The 16,166-nt window shown below is 50.9% G+C and carries 17 protein-coding genes; 1 reads left to right on the forward strand and 16 read right to left on the reverse strand.

Features of this window, described 5'->3' with window-relative positions:
- Nucleotides 1–50 precede the first annotated feature (50 nt).
- From DWY84_RS14255 to mtaB, 11 genes are all read right to left on the reverse strand, one after another.
- Nucleotides 51–1,469 (reverse strand): FAD-binding oxidoreductase, encoded by a 1,419-nt coding sequence (locus DWY84_RS14255; protein WP_118534018.1) that lies wholly within the window; start codon nucleotides 1,467–1,469, stop codon nucleotides 51–53.
- Between the two features lies 1 nt (nucleotide 1,470).
- A complete protein-coding gene (locus DWY84_RS14260; RefSeq protein WP_118534019.1) occupies nucleotides 1,471–2,658 on the reverse strand; it encodes an electron transfer flavoprotein subunit alpha in 1,188 nt (395 codons plus the stop codon).
- Between the two features lie 15 nt (nucleotides 2,659–2,673).
- Nucleotides 2,674–3,462 carry an electron transfer flavoprotein subunit beta/FixA family protein gene (locus DWY84_RS14265; RefSeq protein WP_118534020.1) on the reverse strand — a complete coding sequence of 263 codons (789 nt, stop codon included), beginning with the start codon at nucleotides 3,460–3,462 and terminating at the stop codon, nucleotides 2,674–2,676.
- 198 nt (nucleotides 3,463–3,660) lie between these two features.
- Nucleotides 3,661–4,890: a U32 family peptidase gene (locus DWY84_RS14270; RefSeq protein WP_118534021.1), complete on the reverse strand. Its 1,230-nt coding sequence runs from the start codon at nucleotides 4,888–4,890 to the stop codon at nucleotides 3,661–3,663.
- Between the two features lie 23 nt (nucleotides 4,891–4,913).
- Nucleotides 4,914–5,555 carry an O-methyltransferase gene (locus tag DWY84_RS14275; protein ID WP_118534022.1) on the reverse strand — a complete coding sequence of 214 codons (642 nt, stop codon included), beginning with the start codon at nucleotides 5,553–5,555 and terminating at the stop codon, nucleotides 4,914–4,916.
- Complete coding sequence (locus DWY84_RS14280; RefSeq protein WP_243024871.1) at nucleotides 5,552–5,965, reverse strand: aminodeoxychorismate lyase; 414 nt, start codon at nucleotides 5,963–5,965, stop codon at nucleotides 5,552–5,554. The genes DWY84_RS14275 and DWY84_RS14280 overlap by 4 nt, the downstream gene beginning before the upstream one ends.
- Nucleotides 5,958–7,631 (reverse strand): ribonuclease J, encoded by a 1,674-nt coding sequence (locus DWY84_RS14285; protein WP_243024874.1) that lies wholly within the window; start codon nucleotides 7,629–7,631, stop codon nucleotides 5,958–5,960. Before DWY84_RS14285 ends, DWY84_RS14280 begins: the two co-directional genes overlap by 8 nt.
- Before the next feature lie 595 nt (nucleotides 7,632–8,226).
- Nucleotides 8,227–8,496: a DUF1292 domain-containing protein gene (locus DWY84_RS14290; RefSeq protein ID WP_118534024.1), complete on the reverse strand. Its 270-nt coding sequence runs from the start codon at nucleotides 8,494–8,496 to the stop codon at nucleotides 8,227–8,229.
- Nucleotides 8,497–8,517: 21 nt separating this feature from the next.
- Entirely contained in the window at nucleotides 8,518–8,937 is a 420-nt protein-coding gene (ruvX, locus tag DWY84_RS14295; protein WP_118534025.1) for a Holliday junction resolvase RuvX, read from the reverse strand.
- An 86-nt stretch (nucleotides 8,938–9,023) separates the two neighbouring features.
- Nucleotides 9,024–9,284: an IreB family regulatory phosphoprotein gene (locus DWY84_RS14300; RefSeq protein ID WP_118534026.1), complete on the reverse strand. Its 261-nt coding sequence runs from the start codon at nucleotides 9,282–9,284 to the stop codon at nucleotides 9,024–9,026.
- A gap of 164 nt (nucleotides 9,285–9,448) precedes the next feature.
- Nucleotides 9,449–10,780, reverse strand: a complete 1,332-nt coding sequence (gene mtaB, locus DWY84_RS14305) for a tRNA (N(6)-L-threonylcarbamoyladenosine(37)-C(2))-methylthiotransferase MtaB (protein ID WP_118534027.1) — start codon at nucleotides 10,778–10,780, stop codon at nucleotides 9,449–9,451.
- Between the two features lie 159 nt (nucleotides 10,781–10,939).
- Between mtaB and DWY84_RS14310 the strand changes: the two genes are divergently transcribed.
- On the forward strand, nucleotides 10,940–11,173 hold the full coding sequence (locus tag DWY84_RS14310; protein ID WP_118534028.1) for an HPr family phosphocarrier protein: 234 nt from the start codon (nucleotides 10,940–10,942) through the stop codon (nucleotides 11,171–11,173).
- Between the two features lie 65 nt (nucleotides 11,174–11,238).
- Here DWY84_RS14310 and thiI read toward each other — a convergent pair whose 3' ends face one another.
- From thiI to DWY84_RS14335, 5 genes are read right to left on the reverse strand one after another with little or no spacing between them, the layout of a single operon-like run.
- Nucleotides 11,239–12,420: a tRNA uracil 4-sulfurtransferase ThiI gene (gene thiI, locus DWY84_RS14315; RefSeq protein ID WP_118534029.1), complete on the reverse strand. Its 1,182-nt coding sequence runs from the start codon at nucleotides 12,418–12,420 to the stop codon at nucleotides 11,239–11,241.
- Nucleotides 12,421–12,438: 18 nt separating this feature from the next.
- Nucleotides 12,439–13,593, reverse strand: coding sequence for a cysteine desulfurase family protein (locus DWY84_RS14320; protein WP_118534030.1), 1,155 nt, complete (start codon nucleotides 13,591–13,593; stop codon nucleotides 12,439–12,441).
- A 21-nt stretch (nucleotides 13,594–13,614) separates the two neighbouring features.
- Nucleotides 13,615–14,352 (reverse strand): 16S rRNA (uracil(1498)-N(3))-methyltransferase, encoded by a 738-nt coding sequence (locus tag DWY84_RS14325; protein WP_118534031.1) that lies wholly within the window; start codon nucleotides 14,350–14,352, stop codon nucleotides 13,615–13,617.
- An 11-nt stretch (nucleotides 14,353–14,363) separates the two neighbouring features.
- Nucleotides 14,364–15,320: a 50S ribosomal protein L11 methyltransferase gene (gene prmA / locus DWY84_RS14330; RefSeq protein ID WP_118534032.1), complete on the reverse strand. Its 957-nt coding sequence runs from the start codon at nucleotides 15,318–15,320 to the stop codon at nucleotides 14,364–14,366.
- Nucleotides 15,321–15,352: 32 nt separating this feature from the next.
- A complete protein-coding gene (locus DWY84_RS14335; protein WP_118534033.1) occupies nucleotides 15,353–16,114 on the reverse strand; it encodes a TSUP family transporter in 762 nt (253 codons plus the stop codon).
- Between the last annotated feature and the right edge of the window lie 52 nt (nucleotides 16,115–16,166).

A 16,166-nucleotide genomic window follows, 5' to 3' on the forward strand; every position in this document is an offset into this window, starting at 1 on the left:
TATGCCGGGATTACCGGCTTCGGACCTTTATTGCTATTGCTCTTAAATTTTTATTCCTCAAAGGTGATGATTTTTCCCGGATTCAATATCAGCTTCTCATCAAACGCCAGCTTGATGGACTGATACAGCTTATACATCCGGTCTCCCACGAACGGCTTTAAGTATTCAAGACGTCCGTTTCCGATTCCGTGTTCGCCGGACAGCTGGCCGCCGAACTGCTTGGATACGCCGTAGAGTTCGGTGAGGCAGGCTCTGGTTCCTTTGATCCAGTCTTCGTCGCTCATGGAGGCGTCACGCAGCATCTCGGTGTGGATGTTTCCGTCGCCAGCATGGCCGCAGGGCTCTACACGGATGCCGTACTTGGCTCCGATGCCCTTTGCCAGGCGTACATACTCCGCGATCTTTGCCCGCGGTACAACCACATCGCACTCCTCCTGTGCTACGCTCTCGGCCTTCATGCCCTCGAGAATTGCTCCACGCACAGACCATACGGACGCGATACGTTCCGGCGTGTCGGCAATGTAAACGTCGATGGCTCCGGCTTCCAGGGCCGCATCGGATGCCTCGGTGCAGGCGGATAAGAGTTCCTGCTCACTGCCCGCGTCGTACATAACGATCAGCACGGCATCGCCCTCTTTTACCGGAAGCAGCTTGTGAAGGTTGCGCTCCACGATGTCGATCAGTTCCCGCTCCAAAAACTCAATGGCGGTTGGAACGGCTGCCATCTGCAGAAGGCGCGGCACCATGTCGATGCAGCTTTCCAGGTTTTCAAAAGGCATCACCAGGGTGCGGGTAAACTTCGGTGCCGGCATCAGCTTTAAGGTTACTTCCGTGAGGATGCACAGGGTTCCCTCAGAACCAATCACCAGATCCTTGATATCGTAACCAGTGGTGTTCTTTACCACATTGGAAGAGAACTGGACAATCTCTCCATCCGGCAGCACCGCCTCGATGCAGCGGACGAAGTCCCGGGTCAGTCCATAGCGGACCGCACGCATGCCGCCTGCATTGGTGATGACATTGCCGCCGATGGACGCGGTCTTTTCGCCCGGATCCGGCGGATAGAACAGGCCCTCTGCCGCTGCAGCTGCTGCCACCTCGGTCAGAAGCATGCCCGGCTGCACCGTGATAGTCATGTTGGCCTTATCCAGGCAGACCATCTTATTCATTTTCATGACGGACAGCAGGATGCCGCCGTACTTACAGTTTGCGCCTCCCGCAAGGCCGGTACCGGCTCCGCGGACAACCACCGGTATATTCTGCTCCCAGGCATATTTCATGATCCTGCTGACTTCCTGTTTATCCAGCACTTCCACGTAGAGCTCCGGCGGGAACACGCCGTACTCCGGCATCTCATCATGGTAATATTCTCTCGCGATCTCGTCACCGACCCAGACACGCTCCGGCGCGGTCACTCCGCGGAGGTAAGCGAAATCCTCTTCGGTCATTTTTTTGTATGGAAACGGCATATCACTCACCGTCCTTTCTGTTTTTTACATCGTTTAAAAACTCCGGCAGCACAGCATACAGATCATCCTTGATAGCGATATCCGCAATATTAAAGATCGGTGCCTCAGGGTCATTGTTGACTGCGACAATACATTCCGCACTGTTCATGCAGGCGGTAAACTGAATTGCGCCGGATACACCAAAGGTCAGGATCAGCTTCGGCTTTACGGTGCGTCCGGACAGACCAATCTGGTGGGCGGTATCTCCGTATCCATCCTCAACCATGGGACGGGTAAAGCACAGCTGGCCGCCCAGAAGCTCTGCCAGCTCCTGTAACTGATCCAGCGCTTTTCCTGCGCCGCGTCCTGCAACCACCAGTACATCTTCCTCCTCAATGGAGCGTACATGCTCCAGTACTTTCGCGGAAAGTACCTCGATGCGGGAACGAACCATATCCTCTGATACATTGCAGATGGTAACTTTACCAGACGGTTTCTCCACCTTTTCCGCCCGGTCCATGACTTTATAGCGGACCGTAGCAAACTGCGGACGGGATTCGCTGATGACGATCTGGGCCATGATGTTTCCGCCGAATGCCGGACGTATCTGCACCAGATCGGTGTTGGATTTCATTTCCAGTTTCGTGCAGTCTGCGGTCAGGCCAGTGTGGAAGCGGGTAGAAAGACGCGGTGCCAGGGAACGTCCCAGAGAAGTTCCGCCAACCAGAACCACCGACGGACGCAGTTTGGAGATGCAGTCTGCCACAGCATCCGCATAGCAGTCTGCCTTGAATCCGGCGAAGCCCTCATGCCCATAAACAAACACTTCGTCTACGCCGTATGGCAGAAGTTCTTTGGCATTCTCCGCAGTTCCGTTAGTTCCTACCATGACCGCATAGACCTTGTAGCCCACTTTTTTTGCCAGCTTTCTTGCTTCCCCGATCAGCTCAAAAACCACAGGATGCACCTTGCCGCGCTCCTGCTCCGCATAGACCAGGATGCCATTCCAGGTACTCTTGTCCTCTCCGCCAGCCTTCTGCTCAAAATAAAGTGCCTTGCTCTGGCACTGTCTCACACAGACACCACACATCCGGCAGTTTTCATTTAACGTGATTCCCGTTTTCTCCATGGTGATGGCACCAAACGGGCATTTATCGATACAGGCTCCGCAAAGGGTGCAGAGCTCCGGATCAAATCGCAATAACTTCATAGTCGTTTCCTCCGATCAGATATATTTTCGCTCTGCCAGCAGCTTTGCCAGCTGGTCTGCCTTTTCTGCTGCCGTTCCCGCCAGTACCACACTGGCTGCCCCTGCCTCCGGCGCAAAGATGCGCTCAACCCGGGTCGGAGAGCCGACTGCACCAAAACGGGTCAGATCCGGTCTTGGAAGATCATCAAAGGTTACCACGCGCACCGGTCGGTCTTTCGTCTCTTTGCTCAGACGCCAGGATGGAAGTCTCGGAACGCAAATATCCTTGTCCACAGTAACCAGGCAAGGATAATGCATCCGGGAAATCTGGGTCACGCTTCCAAAATCCTGTTTTAACGTAATCTGCTCTTCATCTGCCTCCTCAATGGCAGATACCCAGGCGCAGTGCGGAATATGTAAATGCTCAGCAATGGCCGGTCCAATCTGGGCCGTATCGCCATCTGTGGTCTGGCGTCCGCAGAGAATCAGATCTGCGCCGCCCAGCATCTCAATTCCCTGAGATAAGGCATAGGAAGTTGCCAGCACATCGGAACCGGCAAACTTGCGGTCACTTAAAATGACGCCCTCATCAGCCCCCATGCTGTAGGCATCCCGGATCATGCTCTCAGCCTGGCCCGGTCCCATGGTCAGCACCGTAACGGTGCCTCCGGTTTTTTCGCGGATCTGCAGCGCGCACTCCAGCGCGTAGAGATCATATGGATTGGTGCGCTGTCCCGCGCTTCCCCTCTTAAGATTGCCGGTCTCTGGGTCAATGTCAACCTTGGAGCTTGCCGGAACCTGTTTCATACACACAATAATCTTCATGCTACACAGCCTTTCCTATCTTAACGTTTGTTTCGACCTTATCTGGTCATATTCTTTCGGATGATGCTTCCTATTGCGAAACATTTTCATCAGCTGGTTTTCAGTATAACACTCCAACGCGTTAAAGTCGAGATGTATACAGTGTTATGTTTAAAAATGCCAGAAGCCCCGGCTTTCGCCAGGGCTCCAATTCAACTCTTATTCCATTTCACTTCTTCTCAGAATATCGTACGGGCTGACTTCACTTCCAAGGTCCACCCATAAGATCTGCTTCGGATGCGGCGCGCTCTCCATAGCATTGCCATCCTCATCGGTGATGCCTTTCACGGTAACCAGGACATTGCGGCCGTCCGGCTTCATGATCTCGATCTGCTCACCCACAGAGAACTTGTTCTTCTGCTCAATGCGGCAGCAGCCATCCTCCCGTACTTCTTCTACCGTGCCGAGATAGGTGTAGTTCTTGACGTAGGTGTTGCTGTCGTAGATCTGGCTGTCGGTGGTCGGCTTTCCGAAGTAAAAACCGGTGGTAAATTCCCGATAGGTGCATTTGCCAATTTCCGCTTTGTACCATTCCATATTTTTCTGGTACAGGGCCGGATCCTTCTTGTAATCATCGATGGCCTTGCGATACGTGCGGGCCACGGTTGCCACATAGAGTGCGGTCTTCATGCGACCCTCGATCTTGAAGCTGTCGATACCGGCATCGATCAGCTCCGGAATGTGCTCGATCATGCACAGATCCTTGGAGTTGAAAATGTAGGTGCCGCGCTCATTCTCGTAAACCGGCATATACTCACCCGGTCTGGTCTCCTCCACAACCGAGTATTTCCAACGGCACGGATGGGTGCAGGCACCCTGGTTGGCATCTCTTCCCACCAGGAAATTGCTCAGCAGGCAGCGGCCGGAATAGGAAATGCACATAGCTCCGTGAATGAAGCTCTCAATCTGCATATCCTCCGGAATGTGGGCACGGATCTCCTTGATTTCCTTTAAGGAAAGCTCTCTCGCAGATACCACACGCTTTGCGCCAAGCTGGTGCCAGAACAGATAGGTTCCGTAGTTGGTGTTGTTGGCCTGGGTGCTGACATGCAGCTCCATATCCGGCAGTACACGCTTTGCGATGGCGAACACACCCGGATCCGAAATGATGAGGGCGTCCGGGCAGATGTCCTTTAACTCCTCAAAATACTGCTCCACACCGGTCAGATCATCGTTGTGCGCCAGAATGTTGGCGGTAATGTAGACCTTGACGCCCCGCTCATGGGCAAAGGCAATGCCCTCTTTGATCTCTTCGTTGGTAAAATTCTTTGCTTTGGCTCTGAGACCGAAGGCCTCACCGCCCAGATATACGGCATCGGCACCGTAGATGACTGCTGTTTTCAGCACATCCAGGCTGCCTGCCGGGATTAATAATTCTGTGTCTCTCATACTATTTTTCCTATTTCAGTTTTTTACCGTTTCACACTCAGCGCCACGCCATCTCCGATCGGCACCACGCTGGTCTGAAACTCCGGCATATGGGTCAGGGTGTACAGATACTCCCGCATTCTCGCGTGAATGGTACGGTTGCGGCGCTCCACCGCAAAGCGGGATTCAATAATGTCTCCGTCCTGCAGCACATTGTCGGAAAACAATACGCCTCCTGTGGATAACAGCCGGAGAATATCCGGCAGCCAGTGAATATACTGTCCCTTGGCCGCGTCCATAAAGATAAAATCAAAGGAGCCATCCAGTTCCTTTAAGATTTCCCCAGCATCCCCCTCCAGCAGGGTAATGCGGTCAGAAAGCCCCGCCTCCTCAAAGTGACGGCGTGCCACTGGAATGCGCGGCTCATATTTTTCAATGGTGATGATATCCGTTCCCTCCGGCATGACCTGCGCCATCAGAAGGGCAGAATAGCCCACAGCGGTTCCTACCTCCAGAATGCGCTTTGGCTGCTTTGCCGCTACCATGGCCTGCAGAAAATTGGCCGTTTCTTTCCGGATGATAGGCACACGTCCGGTTCTCGCCGTTTTCGCGATCTGGTCACAGAACGCGCCGTGCCCCTGATCCAGGGAATGGATATACTGGGTGATCCGGTCCTGATCCATCATGATGCCGTGTCCTCCCCTTCTTCGATCTTCTCATTCAGAACCTGAAGCATCTTTTTCGATGACATGGAGGTATTTAACGTGTAGGTTCCCGGATGAATCTCATAATCGTAGAACTTCATCTGGACCCGCATGGCAAGTTCATTGTCGATGAGTCCGCCTTTTTTCAGTTCGTGAATTGTTTCAGAATCCTTCTGTCCGTCCTGAATCGTAACCACAATGTCGCGGCCCGGTGCCTGCTCCACGGAGCTTTCATAAAACAGGGAATGACCGAAGGCATAGCCTCTTGTGACACCCTCTGCAAGTAGAAGGATCACAAGGGCATACAGGATCAGCTTTCCCGAAATTCCGATGACCGTTCCGGTCACCCTGTTGATGTCTCTGGTGATATGGCTCATCTTTAGCCTATTCAACCTCCATAATGATCGGCAGAATCATCGGATTCCGCTTCATACGTTTCCACATAAAATCACTTAAGCTGTCGCGGATCATGTTCTTTAACTTGCCCCAGTCAGTCACATGACGGCTCAGACAGTCTGCAACTGCGTCATCTACTACGCGTTTTGCTTCGTCCATGAGATCCTCAGACTCTCTTACATAAACAAAGCCGCGGGATACGATATCCGGTCCGGCCAGAAGCTGGTTGCTGTAACGCTCCAGGGTCAGGACTACAATGATGATACCGTTCTGTGCCAGGTTCTGGCGGTCACGCAGTACAATGTTTCCGACATCGCCCACACCAAGTCCGTCTACCAGAATACCGCCATGCTGCACATGATCCACAACCTTGCAGGAATCCTCACAGATTTCCACAACATCACCAGAAGACATGATGAGCACGTTCTCCTTCGGCACACCGATAGCCGTTGCAATGGAACGATTTGCCACCAGGTGACGGTACTCACCGTGTACCGGAAGCGCGAACTTCGGATGCAGCAGGGAGTAGATCAGCTTGATCTCCTCCTGGCAGGCATGGCCGGATACATGGGTATCTTCGGTGATCACCTCAACGCCGCGCATAGCCAGTTCGTTGATAACCTTGGCTACCTGCTTCTCATTACCCGGAATCGGAGTAGAACTCATAATGACAACATCGTTCGGCTTAATGGATACCTTGCGGTGCATGCCGGATGCCATACGGGACAGAGCCGCCATGGACTCACCCTGGCTTCCCGTAGTGATGAGCACGGTCTGCTCATCCGGATAGTTCTTTAACTGATCGATCTCGATGAGGGTGCCATCGGAAATGTTGATGTAGCCAAGCTCGTTGGCCGTACCGATGACATTGACCATGCTTCGGCCCTCTACCACAACCTTGCGTCCGTATTTTTCAGCGGTAAAGATGATCTGCTGTACACGGTCTACGTTGGATGCGAAGGTTGCTACGATAATACGATTGTTCTTATGCTCCGCAAAGATGGCATCGAAGGTTTTTCCAACCGTACGCTCGGAAGCAGTAAAGCCTTTGCGGATGGCGTTTGTACTATCACTGAGAAGCGCCAGAACACCCTTTCTTCCCAGCTCAGCAAAACGCGCCAGATCAAAGGCATCACCGAATACCGGGGTGTAATCAACCTTGAAGTCTCCGGTATGCACGATGATGCCGGCCGGAGTAAACAGAGCCAGCGCTGCGGAATCTGCAATGCTGTGGTTGGTCTTGATGAATTCCACACGGAAACAGCCCAGATTCACAGACTGACCATGTTTTACCACTTTGCGCTTGGTGCTCTTCATTAAGTTATGCTCTTTTAACTTATTCTCAATGAGAGCAATGGTCAGCTTGGTGCCATACACCGGAACATTGATCTTCTGTAAAATGTAAGGCAGCGCACCAATATGATCCTCATGTCCGTGGGTGATGACAAAACCTTTGACCTTGTCGATGTTGCGCTCCAGATAAGTAACATCCGGGATGACCAGGTCGATACCCAGCATATCATCCGTCGGAAATGCAAGACCGCAGTCTACCACTACAATGGTGTCCTCATACTCAAATGCGGTAATGTTCATACCGATCTGCTCCAGACCGCCTAACGGGATGATGCGTACCTTCGGCTTGGAACTGGTATCTGCAAGCACATTCTTTGCTTTGGAAACTCTGACCGGTTTCTCACTCTTTACCGGGCGCTCTGCTCTCGCAGGTTTCTCTGTTCTGGCCGCGCGCTCTGGCTTTGCCGGTTTTTCTGCTTTTTCGCCGCGGGCTGCACGCTCGCCTCTTGCCGGTCTTTCCGCCTTTTCCGTTCTGGCTGCCGCGCTGCGGCTTGCCCTTGTAGTTCTCGGCTTTCTTTCCTCCTGCGTTTTCTCATTCTCAGAAGGATCTGCGTCTTCCTCACGTTTCGGAGCTGTATTTCTCGGTCTTCTCGAACCTCTGCTGCGGGTATTTCTCACCGGGCGCTCGTTCTTTTCTTCCTGTGTTTCATCCGAAGCTGCTTTGCCGCCCTCATCTGCGGCACTGGCTGTATTCTGCGCTTTTTCCACGTTCTGCTTTGCTTCCGCCGGTACATTCACGCTCTGCGCCGCCTCCTTCTTGCGGGAAACAAACTCTGCAAGCTCTGCCAGCACGGACTTTTCTTCCTGCTGCGGTGCCTGAGCGTATCCGTCAGCCGGTTTGTCATTCTGATTGTTCTGATTCTCCATGCTCAATATTTTCCTCCAAGTCTATTTTCATAAAAGCTTATTTCTGAAGCTCTACTTCCATATCTTCCATCAGTTCCGTGAAAATCTTAAAAAGATAATCCATCTCATCATCGTTCTCTACAAATTCATATACGGCGTCGCTGTCCTCTGCTTTGGAAACATCCTTTAAAATGTAACACTCGCCGTCTTCCTCTTCTTCGGAATCAGTCACTAAAAGGTAGTTCATTCCATTGATACGGGTCTCCTCCAGGACATAAAAATCCACAGATTCCCCAGTATCGGTCTGCAGGGTAATTTTTTCTTCCATCACGGTCTCTCTCCTGTTTTTTTACTTAAGGGAGCCCAGATAAGACTGTAAGATCAGGGTGGCCGCGATCTTGTCGATCACCTTTTTCCGGTCTTCTCTGCGTACTCCGCTTTCGATCAGAATCTCATTTGCTTCAATAGTTGTCAGACGCTCGTCCCACAGAACAACCGGCAGACCGGTTCTGCGTACCAGCATATTGCGAAATTCTTCTGTTTTCAGCGCACGTTCCCCAATTGAATCATCCATATTCTTAGGATATCCCAAAACGATGGTTTCAACCTGGTATTCTTCCACCAGGGCCTCAATCCGGGCAAGGGTCTTGCGCAGCTTATTCTCTTCCTTCCGGGTAATCGTCTCCACGCCCTGAGCCGTCATGCCCAGCGGATCGCAGACTGCTACCCCTACTGTTTTGGATCCATAGTCCAGTCCTAAAATTCTCATAAAATTTTCCTATCATACACAAAACTGCCAGCCTCTCCGGACGGATATGGCTGGCAAGCATCTTTTGTTATATCTGGCACAAGCTTTTATTTTAATCTGGCATCAATGTAAACAGACATCAGTTCTTCCAGAATTTCATCACGCTCGACTTTCATGATCAGGCTTCTGGCACCTTTATGGCTGGTGATATAGGTTGGATCTCCGGACATAATATAACCTACGATCTGGTTTACCGGATTATAACCTTTTTCCGTCAGCGCCACATACACCTGTTCCAAAACCTGGCTGACATCCATTTTGTTCTCCTGTACTGCTTTAAAAAACTGTGTGTTATGAATTTCGCCCATGTTCTTCACGTCCTTTAACTATTCTTTTATATTCTATACTACTTTCCATGATTCGTCAAGTAAGAGGACTTCATTGCTGCTGTTTTCAGCAGCAACGGATTTTGCCGATGCTTCGCATTCCAAATCGGCAAAATCTGCTGTCACCACGATAACATACGGAATTTTCAGTTCAGAAAATTCCTACTATCCAGTAACAACACTTCGTCGTTTAATGCCTCTTTCAGGATGCCTTCGGTCATTTTATTTTTCAGATTATCTGCATATGGAACCACAGCTTTTACATATTCCATAGTATGGCCGATCATGTACGCACGGCCTCCGATCTCGGTTTTTTCTTCCAGAAGCACCGTTTTTTTCTTGCCAGAAAAGCTCTCACGGTATGCCTTTGACATCTGTTTTTCCAGTTTCAAAAGTATCTCGCTGCGGACACTCTTCACCTGCTCCGGAATCTGATCCGGCATGCGGTCCGCGCGGGTTCCGGCACGTCTGGAATACTTGAAAATGTGCATCTCGTAGAAGCCGATCCGCTCTAAAAATGCCTTTGTCTCTTCAAACTCTTCCTCAGTCTCACCCGGGAAGCCCACAATGACATCGGTGGTGATTGCCGGATTGTCAAAGTATCTGCGCAGGATCTCACAGCCTGCAGCGTACTCCTCTGTGGTGTAATGGCGGTTCATGCGCTTTAAGGTCTTATCGCAGCCGCTCTGTAAGGACAGATGGAAATGCGGACAGAACTTCGGCATAGAAGCCAGTGCCTGCGCAAATTCTTCGGTGATGATGCGCGGTTCCAGAGAGCCAAGGCGGATGCGGCGGATTCCCTCCACCTCATGCACCTGTTTTATCAGGCTTAACAGGTTTTCTTTCTTTTCCTCTTCCTTAAAATCCACGCCATAAGAGCTTAAGTGGATGCCGGTCAGGACCACCTCCTGATAGCCCGCGGCTGCCAGCTCCCGCACCTCGGCTACAACCTCATCCGGTCTGCGGCTGCGGACGCGTCCGCGGGTGTATGGGATAATGCAGTAGCTGCAGAACTGGTTGCAGCCATCCTGAATCTTCAAAAAGGCTCGGGTATGATCCGCAATCTTGTGGATGGAAAGGCGCTCATACTCATGAGTCTCGCTGATTTCGATCACATGGCTGCTGTCACTCTTATCTTTGAAATATTCTTCCAGGATCGGAAGCAGATCCTGCTTTTTATTGTTTCCGATGATGACATCTACTGCCAGATCCGCCTTCAGCTCCTCTGCTGCCGCCTGGACATAGCAGCCAGCCGCAACCACCACGGCATCCGGATTCTGCTTCTTAGCCCGGTGCAGCATCTGTCTGGACTTGCGGTCCGCGATATTGGTTACGGAACAGGTGTTGATAATGTAGACATCGGCCTTTTCGTGGAAGGGCACGATCTCGTATCCGGCTTCTTCCAGAAGCTGCTGCATGGCCTCCGTTTCATAGGAATTTACCTTGCAGCCCAGATTGTGCAATGCTGCCGTTCTCATATAATTCTCCTTTATTGTCCTAACAAATATTTAACCTGATTTCATGGAAACTCCCTATTGACTTTCCCCCGATATGTTTGTAAAATTTATCATAAGGCGAAAGAAGATTTTATCCCTACGCCAAGATTAAAAAGGTAACCATTTAAGGAGGTTTCTCACATGAAAACAGTTCGTATTTCTTTAAATTCTATTGATAAAGTGAAGTCTTTCGTAAACGACTTAACCAAGTTTGATGTCGACTTTGATCTGGTATCCGGCAGATATGTCATCGACGCAAAGTCCATCATGGGCATCTTCAGCCTGGATCTTTCCAAGCCGATCGACTTAAACATCCATGCTGAGGCTGGTATCGATGAGATTCTGGAGACCCTGTCCCCGTACATCATCAAATAATTCCGCTTACGTGATTTTTAAAAGGATACTCCGACCGGAGTATCCTTATTTTTTTGCTTGAAAACTTAATCGCACCAGATGACTTCCTCTGTCTCCAGCGCAGCCCGTACCATCTCATCAATCTTCTCTTCCAGTTTAGTCTCTGATTTGTGAATGATATTTAAGTTCGGCTTCGTTACCGGATGCTTGGCCACAAAGATGGTACAGCAGTCCTCGAACGGCTGAATGGAGGTTTCAAAGGTTCCGATTTTCTCGGAAATATCAATGATTTCCTGCTTATCAAAGCCGATCAGCGGACGGAATACCGGCATGGTGCAGACCTCGTTGGTTGCAGCCAGGGACTGAACCGTCTGGGATGCCACCTGACCGATGCTCTCGCCGGTGATGAGGGCCAGGGAATCACTCTTCTTTGCAATCTCCTCTGCGATCTTCATCATGTAGCGGCGCATGATAATGGTCAGTTCCTCATGCGGGCACTGCTCGTAAATATAAAGCTGAATGTCGGTAAAGTTTACCACATGCAGCGGAATCGGGCCGGAATAACGTGCTACCAGCTTGGCCAGGTCTACCACCTTCTGCTTTGCGCGGTCGCTGGTGTATGGCGGAGCATGGAAGTAAACTGCATCGATCTTCACACCGCGCTTTGCGATCATATAGCCTGCCACCGGGCTGTCGATACCGCCGGACAAAAGCAGGGTTGCCTTTCCGTTGGTGCCCACCGGCATACCGCCCGGTCCCGGGATCATCAGGGAGTAAATATTAACGACCTTGCGGATCTCTACATGCACCAGAACATCCGGATGATGCACATCTACAGAGGTCTCCGGGAATGCGTTTAGGATCACCTCACCAAAATCACAGTTCATCTGCTCGGAACGGACCGGATAATTCTTGTCCGCGCGTCTGGAATCTACCTTGAAGGTAAAATGCTTGTCCGGATAAGCCTGATCAATGTAGTCCACAACAACCTTCTTTAAATTCTCATAATCCTTGTCCTCAAGCTGCAGCATCGGACAGATCCACGCAATACCGAATACCTTTTTTAAGGCTTCGATCACTTCATCGTAATCGTACTCACTAAGAGCCTGAACGTAGATACGGCCGGACTCCTTGGATGCAATGAAAGAACCTTCTACCTTTTTGAGCGCGTTCTTGATCTGCTTGATCAGGGCATCCTCAAAAAGGTAACGGTTTTTACCCTTGGTACCGATCTCTGCGTACTTAATCAAAAATGACTGGTATACCATACTTTTATCCTTTCTTAGTTATCCTCTCTGGTAACGGCGCAAGACCGGAACCAGCTCCTTTAATACATCAATGGTGTAATCTACTTCTTCTTTCGTGTTGAACATGCCAAAGCTCATGCGGATGGTGGAGTCCAGAAGTTTCTGTGCCACACCGATACCCTTTAAGGTTCCGCTGATACCCGGATGGTTGGAAGAACATGCGGAACCGGAAGAAACATAAACACCTTTGTCTTCCAGCGCATGCAGAAGCACCTCGCTGCGCACGCCCTCAAAGCTGACGCTCACAATCTGCGGCGCGCTCGCCTCGCCCTTTTTGCTGTTGATGACCGTTCCCTCGATTTCGCCCAGACGGTCGGTCATATAGTCTTTGAGCTCAATGAGCTTCTGTACCTTTTCCGCATGGTTCGTGTACATCTCCTTTGCGGCAGCGCCAAAGCCTGCCACGCCCGGAACATTCTCAGTGCCGGAACGCATGCCTGCCTGCTGGCCGCCTCCGTAGATGAGCGGTTTGATCTTCACGCCATTGCGGATGTATAAGAATCCGACACCCTTCGGTCCGTGGATCTTATGGCTGCTGACGGAAAGCAGGTCAATGCCCTGTTTTTTCGGGCGAATCACATACTTGCCATAGGCCTGAATGGCATCCACATGATACAGGGTGGACGGATTCTTTGCCTTAATAATCTTTGAGATTTCCTCCACCGGCTCCACAGCTCCCACCTCATTGTTCACATACATGGTGGAAACCAGAATGGTATCCGGGCGAATGGCCTCCTCCAGCTCCTTCAGGCTGATGTGGCCATCATGGTCAACCGGAAGAATGGTCACTTCAAAGCCCAGTTCCTCCAGCACCCCCAGCGGATTGTATACAGACGGATGCTCGATGGAGGTACTGATGATGTGCTTTCCGGCTCTCTGGTTCGCCCAGGCTGCGCCGATCAGTGCCATGTTGTTGGACTCGGAACCGCCGGAAGTAAACAGGATTTCCTTCTCCTGCACCTTCATGGTATCCGCGATAATTTTCCGTGCATCGCGGATGTACTGCTCTGCCTCCATGCCCTTGCGGTGCTTGGCAGCCGGATTGCCATAGTCCTCTGTCATTGTTTTTACCACGATGTCCTTCACGCTGTCCAGGACCTTGGTGGTAGCTGAATTATCAAAATATGCTTCCATTGCATAATACTCCTATTATATTTACTGTTCTAACTGGAACATCAGGATGGAAAGCATAGTCATGCCCGCGGTCTCAGTCCGCAGGATGCGCCGTCCCAGAGTGATGGGATGGATGCCTTCCGTCATGGCTGCTTCCACTTCCTCTACATCAAAGCCGCCCTCCGGACCGATAAAGATGCCCACACGCATACCGGGCTTTACCTGATCCAGAATGGCTTTCGTCTCTTTCATGCCCTCTGCCAGCTCATAGGGGATCAGATTGACATCAAATCCTTTTGCATAGGCAAAGGCCTCCTTCATGGTCAGCACACTGTGCACCTGGGGAATCATCATGCGTCCGGACTGCTTGGCTGCGCTCTCCGCAATGGCGTTCCAGCGCTTCAGCCTGGATTCCTCCTTTTTCCGGTCCAGCTTCACCACTGCACGGCGGGTAGCCACCGGAATAACCTCATGCACTCCCAGCTCCACAGCCTTCTGAATAATAAGTTCCATCTTGTCGCTCTTGGGAAGGCCCTGAAACAGGTACAATTCTGCCGGAAGCTCACTTAAGTTGGTATCCTCCGTCAGGATTTTTGCCCGGATCTCCTCTTCTTCAATGGCTTCCAGCTCACAGATATAGCTGCGGGATATACCGTCGCGGATTCCCACCTGCTCTCCTGGCTTCATGCGCAGGACATTACGGATATGATTCACATCCTGACCGGTGATCACGGCATAGCCATCCATGATCTGTGCCGGTGTTACAAAAAAATGATACACGCTGCTGCTCCTTATTTTCTGCGGGCGGTAATGGATACCCAGTCGCCCTGGTAGGTAGTTTCCACGATTTCAAGCTCCGGATTGGCATTCATGGCATCCTTGACATCCTGCTCCTTGGTGTTGATGATGCCAGAGGTGATGAACATGCCGCCGTGCTTGATGTGTTTGCAGATTTCTCCCTGCAGCATAATGATGACCGGAGCCAGAATGTTGGCTGCCGCAATGTCATAACACTCGTAACCAGCCTGGTCCTGAATAGCCTGATCATCGATGATGTTGCCCTGAACCACATGGAAACGGTCTGCCGGAATGTTGTTGGATTCCAGGTTCTCGCCCACAGCCACGATAGCGTTCTCATCCAGGTCTGTGCCGAACACACTCTTTGCGCCCAGCTTTAAGGCCGCAATACCCAGAATACCGCTTCCGGTTCCCACATCAATGATCTCAGAATCGGCGTTCACATATTTGCGCAGCTGGCGGATGCACAGCTGGGTGGTTTCATGCATACCGGTACCAAACGCGGTACCCGGGTCAATCTGAATAAGCAGCTTGTCCTTATGCTCCTCCGGGATGGTCTCCCAGGTTGGCTTGATAAGGATATCATCTACGGTAAACGGTTTGAAATACTGTTTCCAGTTGTTGATCCAGTCCTTGTCCTCAGTCTCTGAAACGCTTAAGCTGCGCTCACCCACATTCACAAATTCCGCGATCTCATCGAGTCCTGCGTTCACCTGATGGATGATGTTCTCCAGATTGCTTAAATCCTCCACATAAAAGCTTACCTTTGCGGTGCCGTCATCCGGCGGAAGCTCTGGGAGGATGTCGATGAACATACCCTTGGTGTCTGCGTCAGACAGCGGTACATTGTCCTCGATCTCAATACCCTCGATACCGATCTCGTCCAGCATGCTGCTGATCAGATCAACAGCTTCCGTGGTGGTCTTTAAGGTAAATTTGGTCCACTTCATAGAAATTCTCCTTTTTCATATATACATTATGATCAGATTCCCATTAAAATCTTGATGAATAAAATAGCCAGCACAATGAGGATGACCGGACGGACTATCTTCTGTCCATTGCTTACCACCAGGCCGGAACCAATGTAATTTCCTGCAATGCAGAACGCGGCTGCAGCCAGTCCCAGGCCGTAATACGCGGTTCCATTGAGCAGAAAGTTCGTCAGGGCCATGACGTTGGAGGTCAGATTCAGTACCTTGGTCATAGCCGATGCCTCATACACATTCAGATGCGCAGCTCCGGTCAGGACCAGAAGATAAAAGGCTCCGGTTCCCGGTCCGTAAAAACCGTCATACATACCAATCACCAGAGCTGCCGTTATACAGATGAGCAGTACCGCCTTATTCGACAGCTTTTTCTGTTCGGTCTCTGCACCCATGTTCTTATTCCGCAGCACATAAAATGCCACGATTGGAAGCACTACCATCATCATATGCTTGATCACGGTATCACTCACCATAAGAGAAAGACTGGATCCAATGTAGGAACCCACAATGGCTGCCAGGCAGGCGCACAGCACCGTCCAGATCAGTTGCTTGTCTTTGAGATATCCGTGCTTCAGATACCGCCATGTGGCGATGCTGGTTCCCAGTGTAGATGATATTTTATTCGTACCCAGGGCATAATGCGCCGGAACTCCGGCAATGATGTAGGCCGGAAGGGAAATCAGACCGCCTCCGCCTGCAATGGAATCAACAAATCCCGCCAGAAACACAAGCGGGCATACAATCAGATACTGTAACATAACATTCTCTTTTCTCTCGTAAATTGGCAAAATGCCACGGATACCAATATAT

It is taken from the genome of Clostridium sp. AF27-2AA (assembly GCF_003478505.1).
Lineage (GTDB): Bacteria > Bacillota > Clostridia > Lachnospirales > Lachnospiraceae > Brotaphodocola.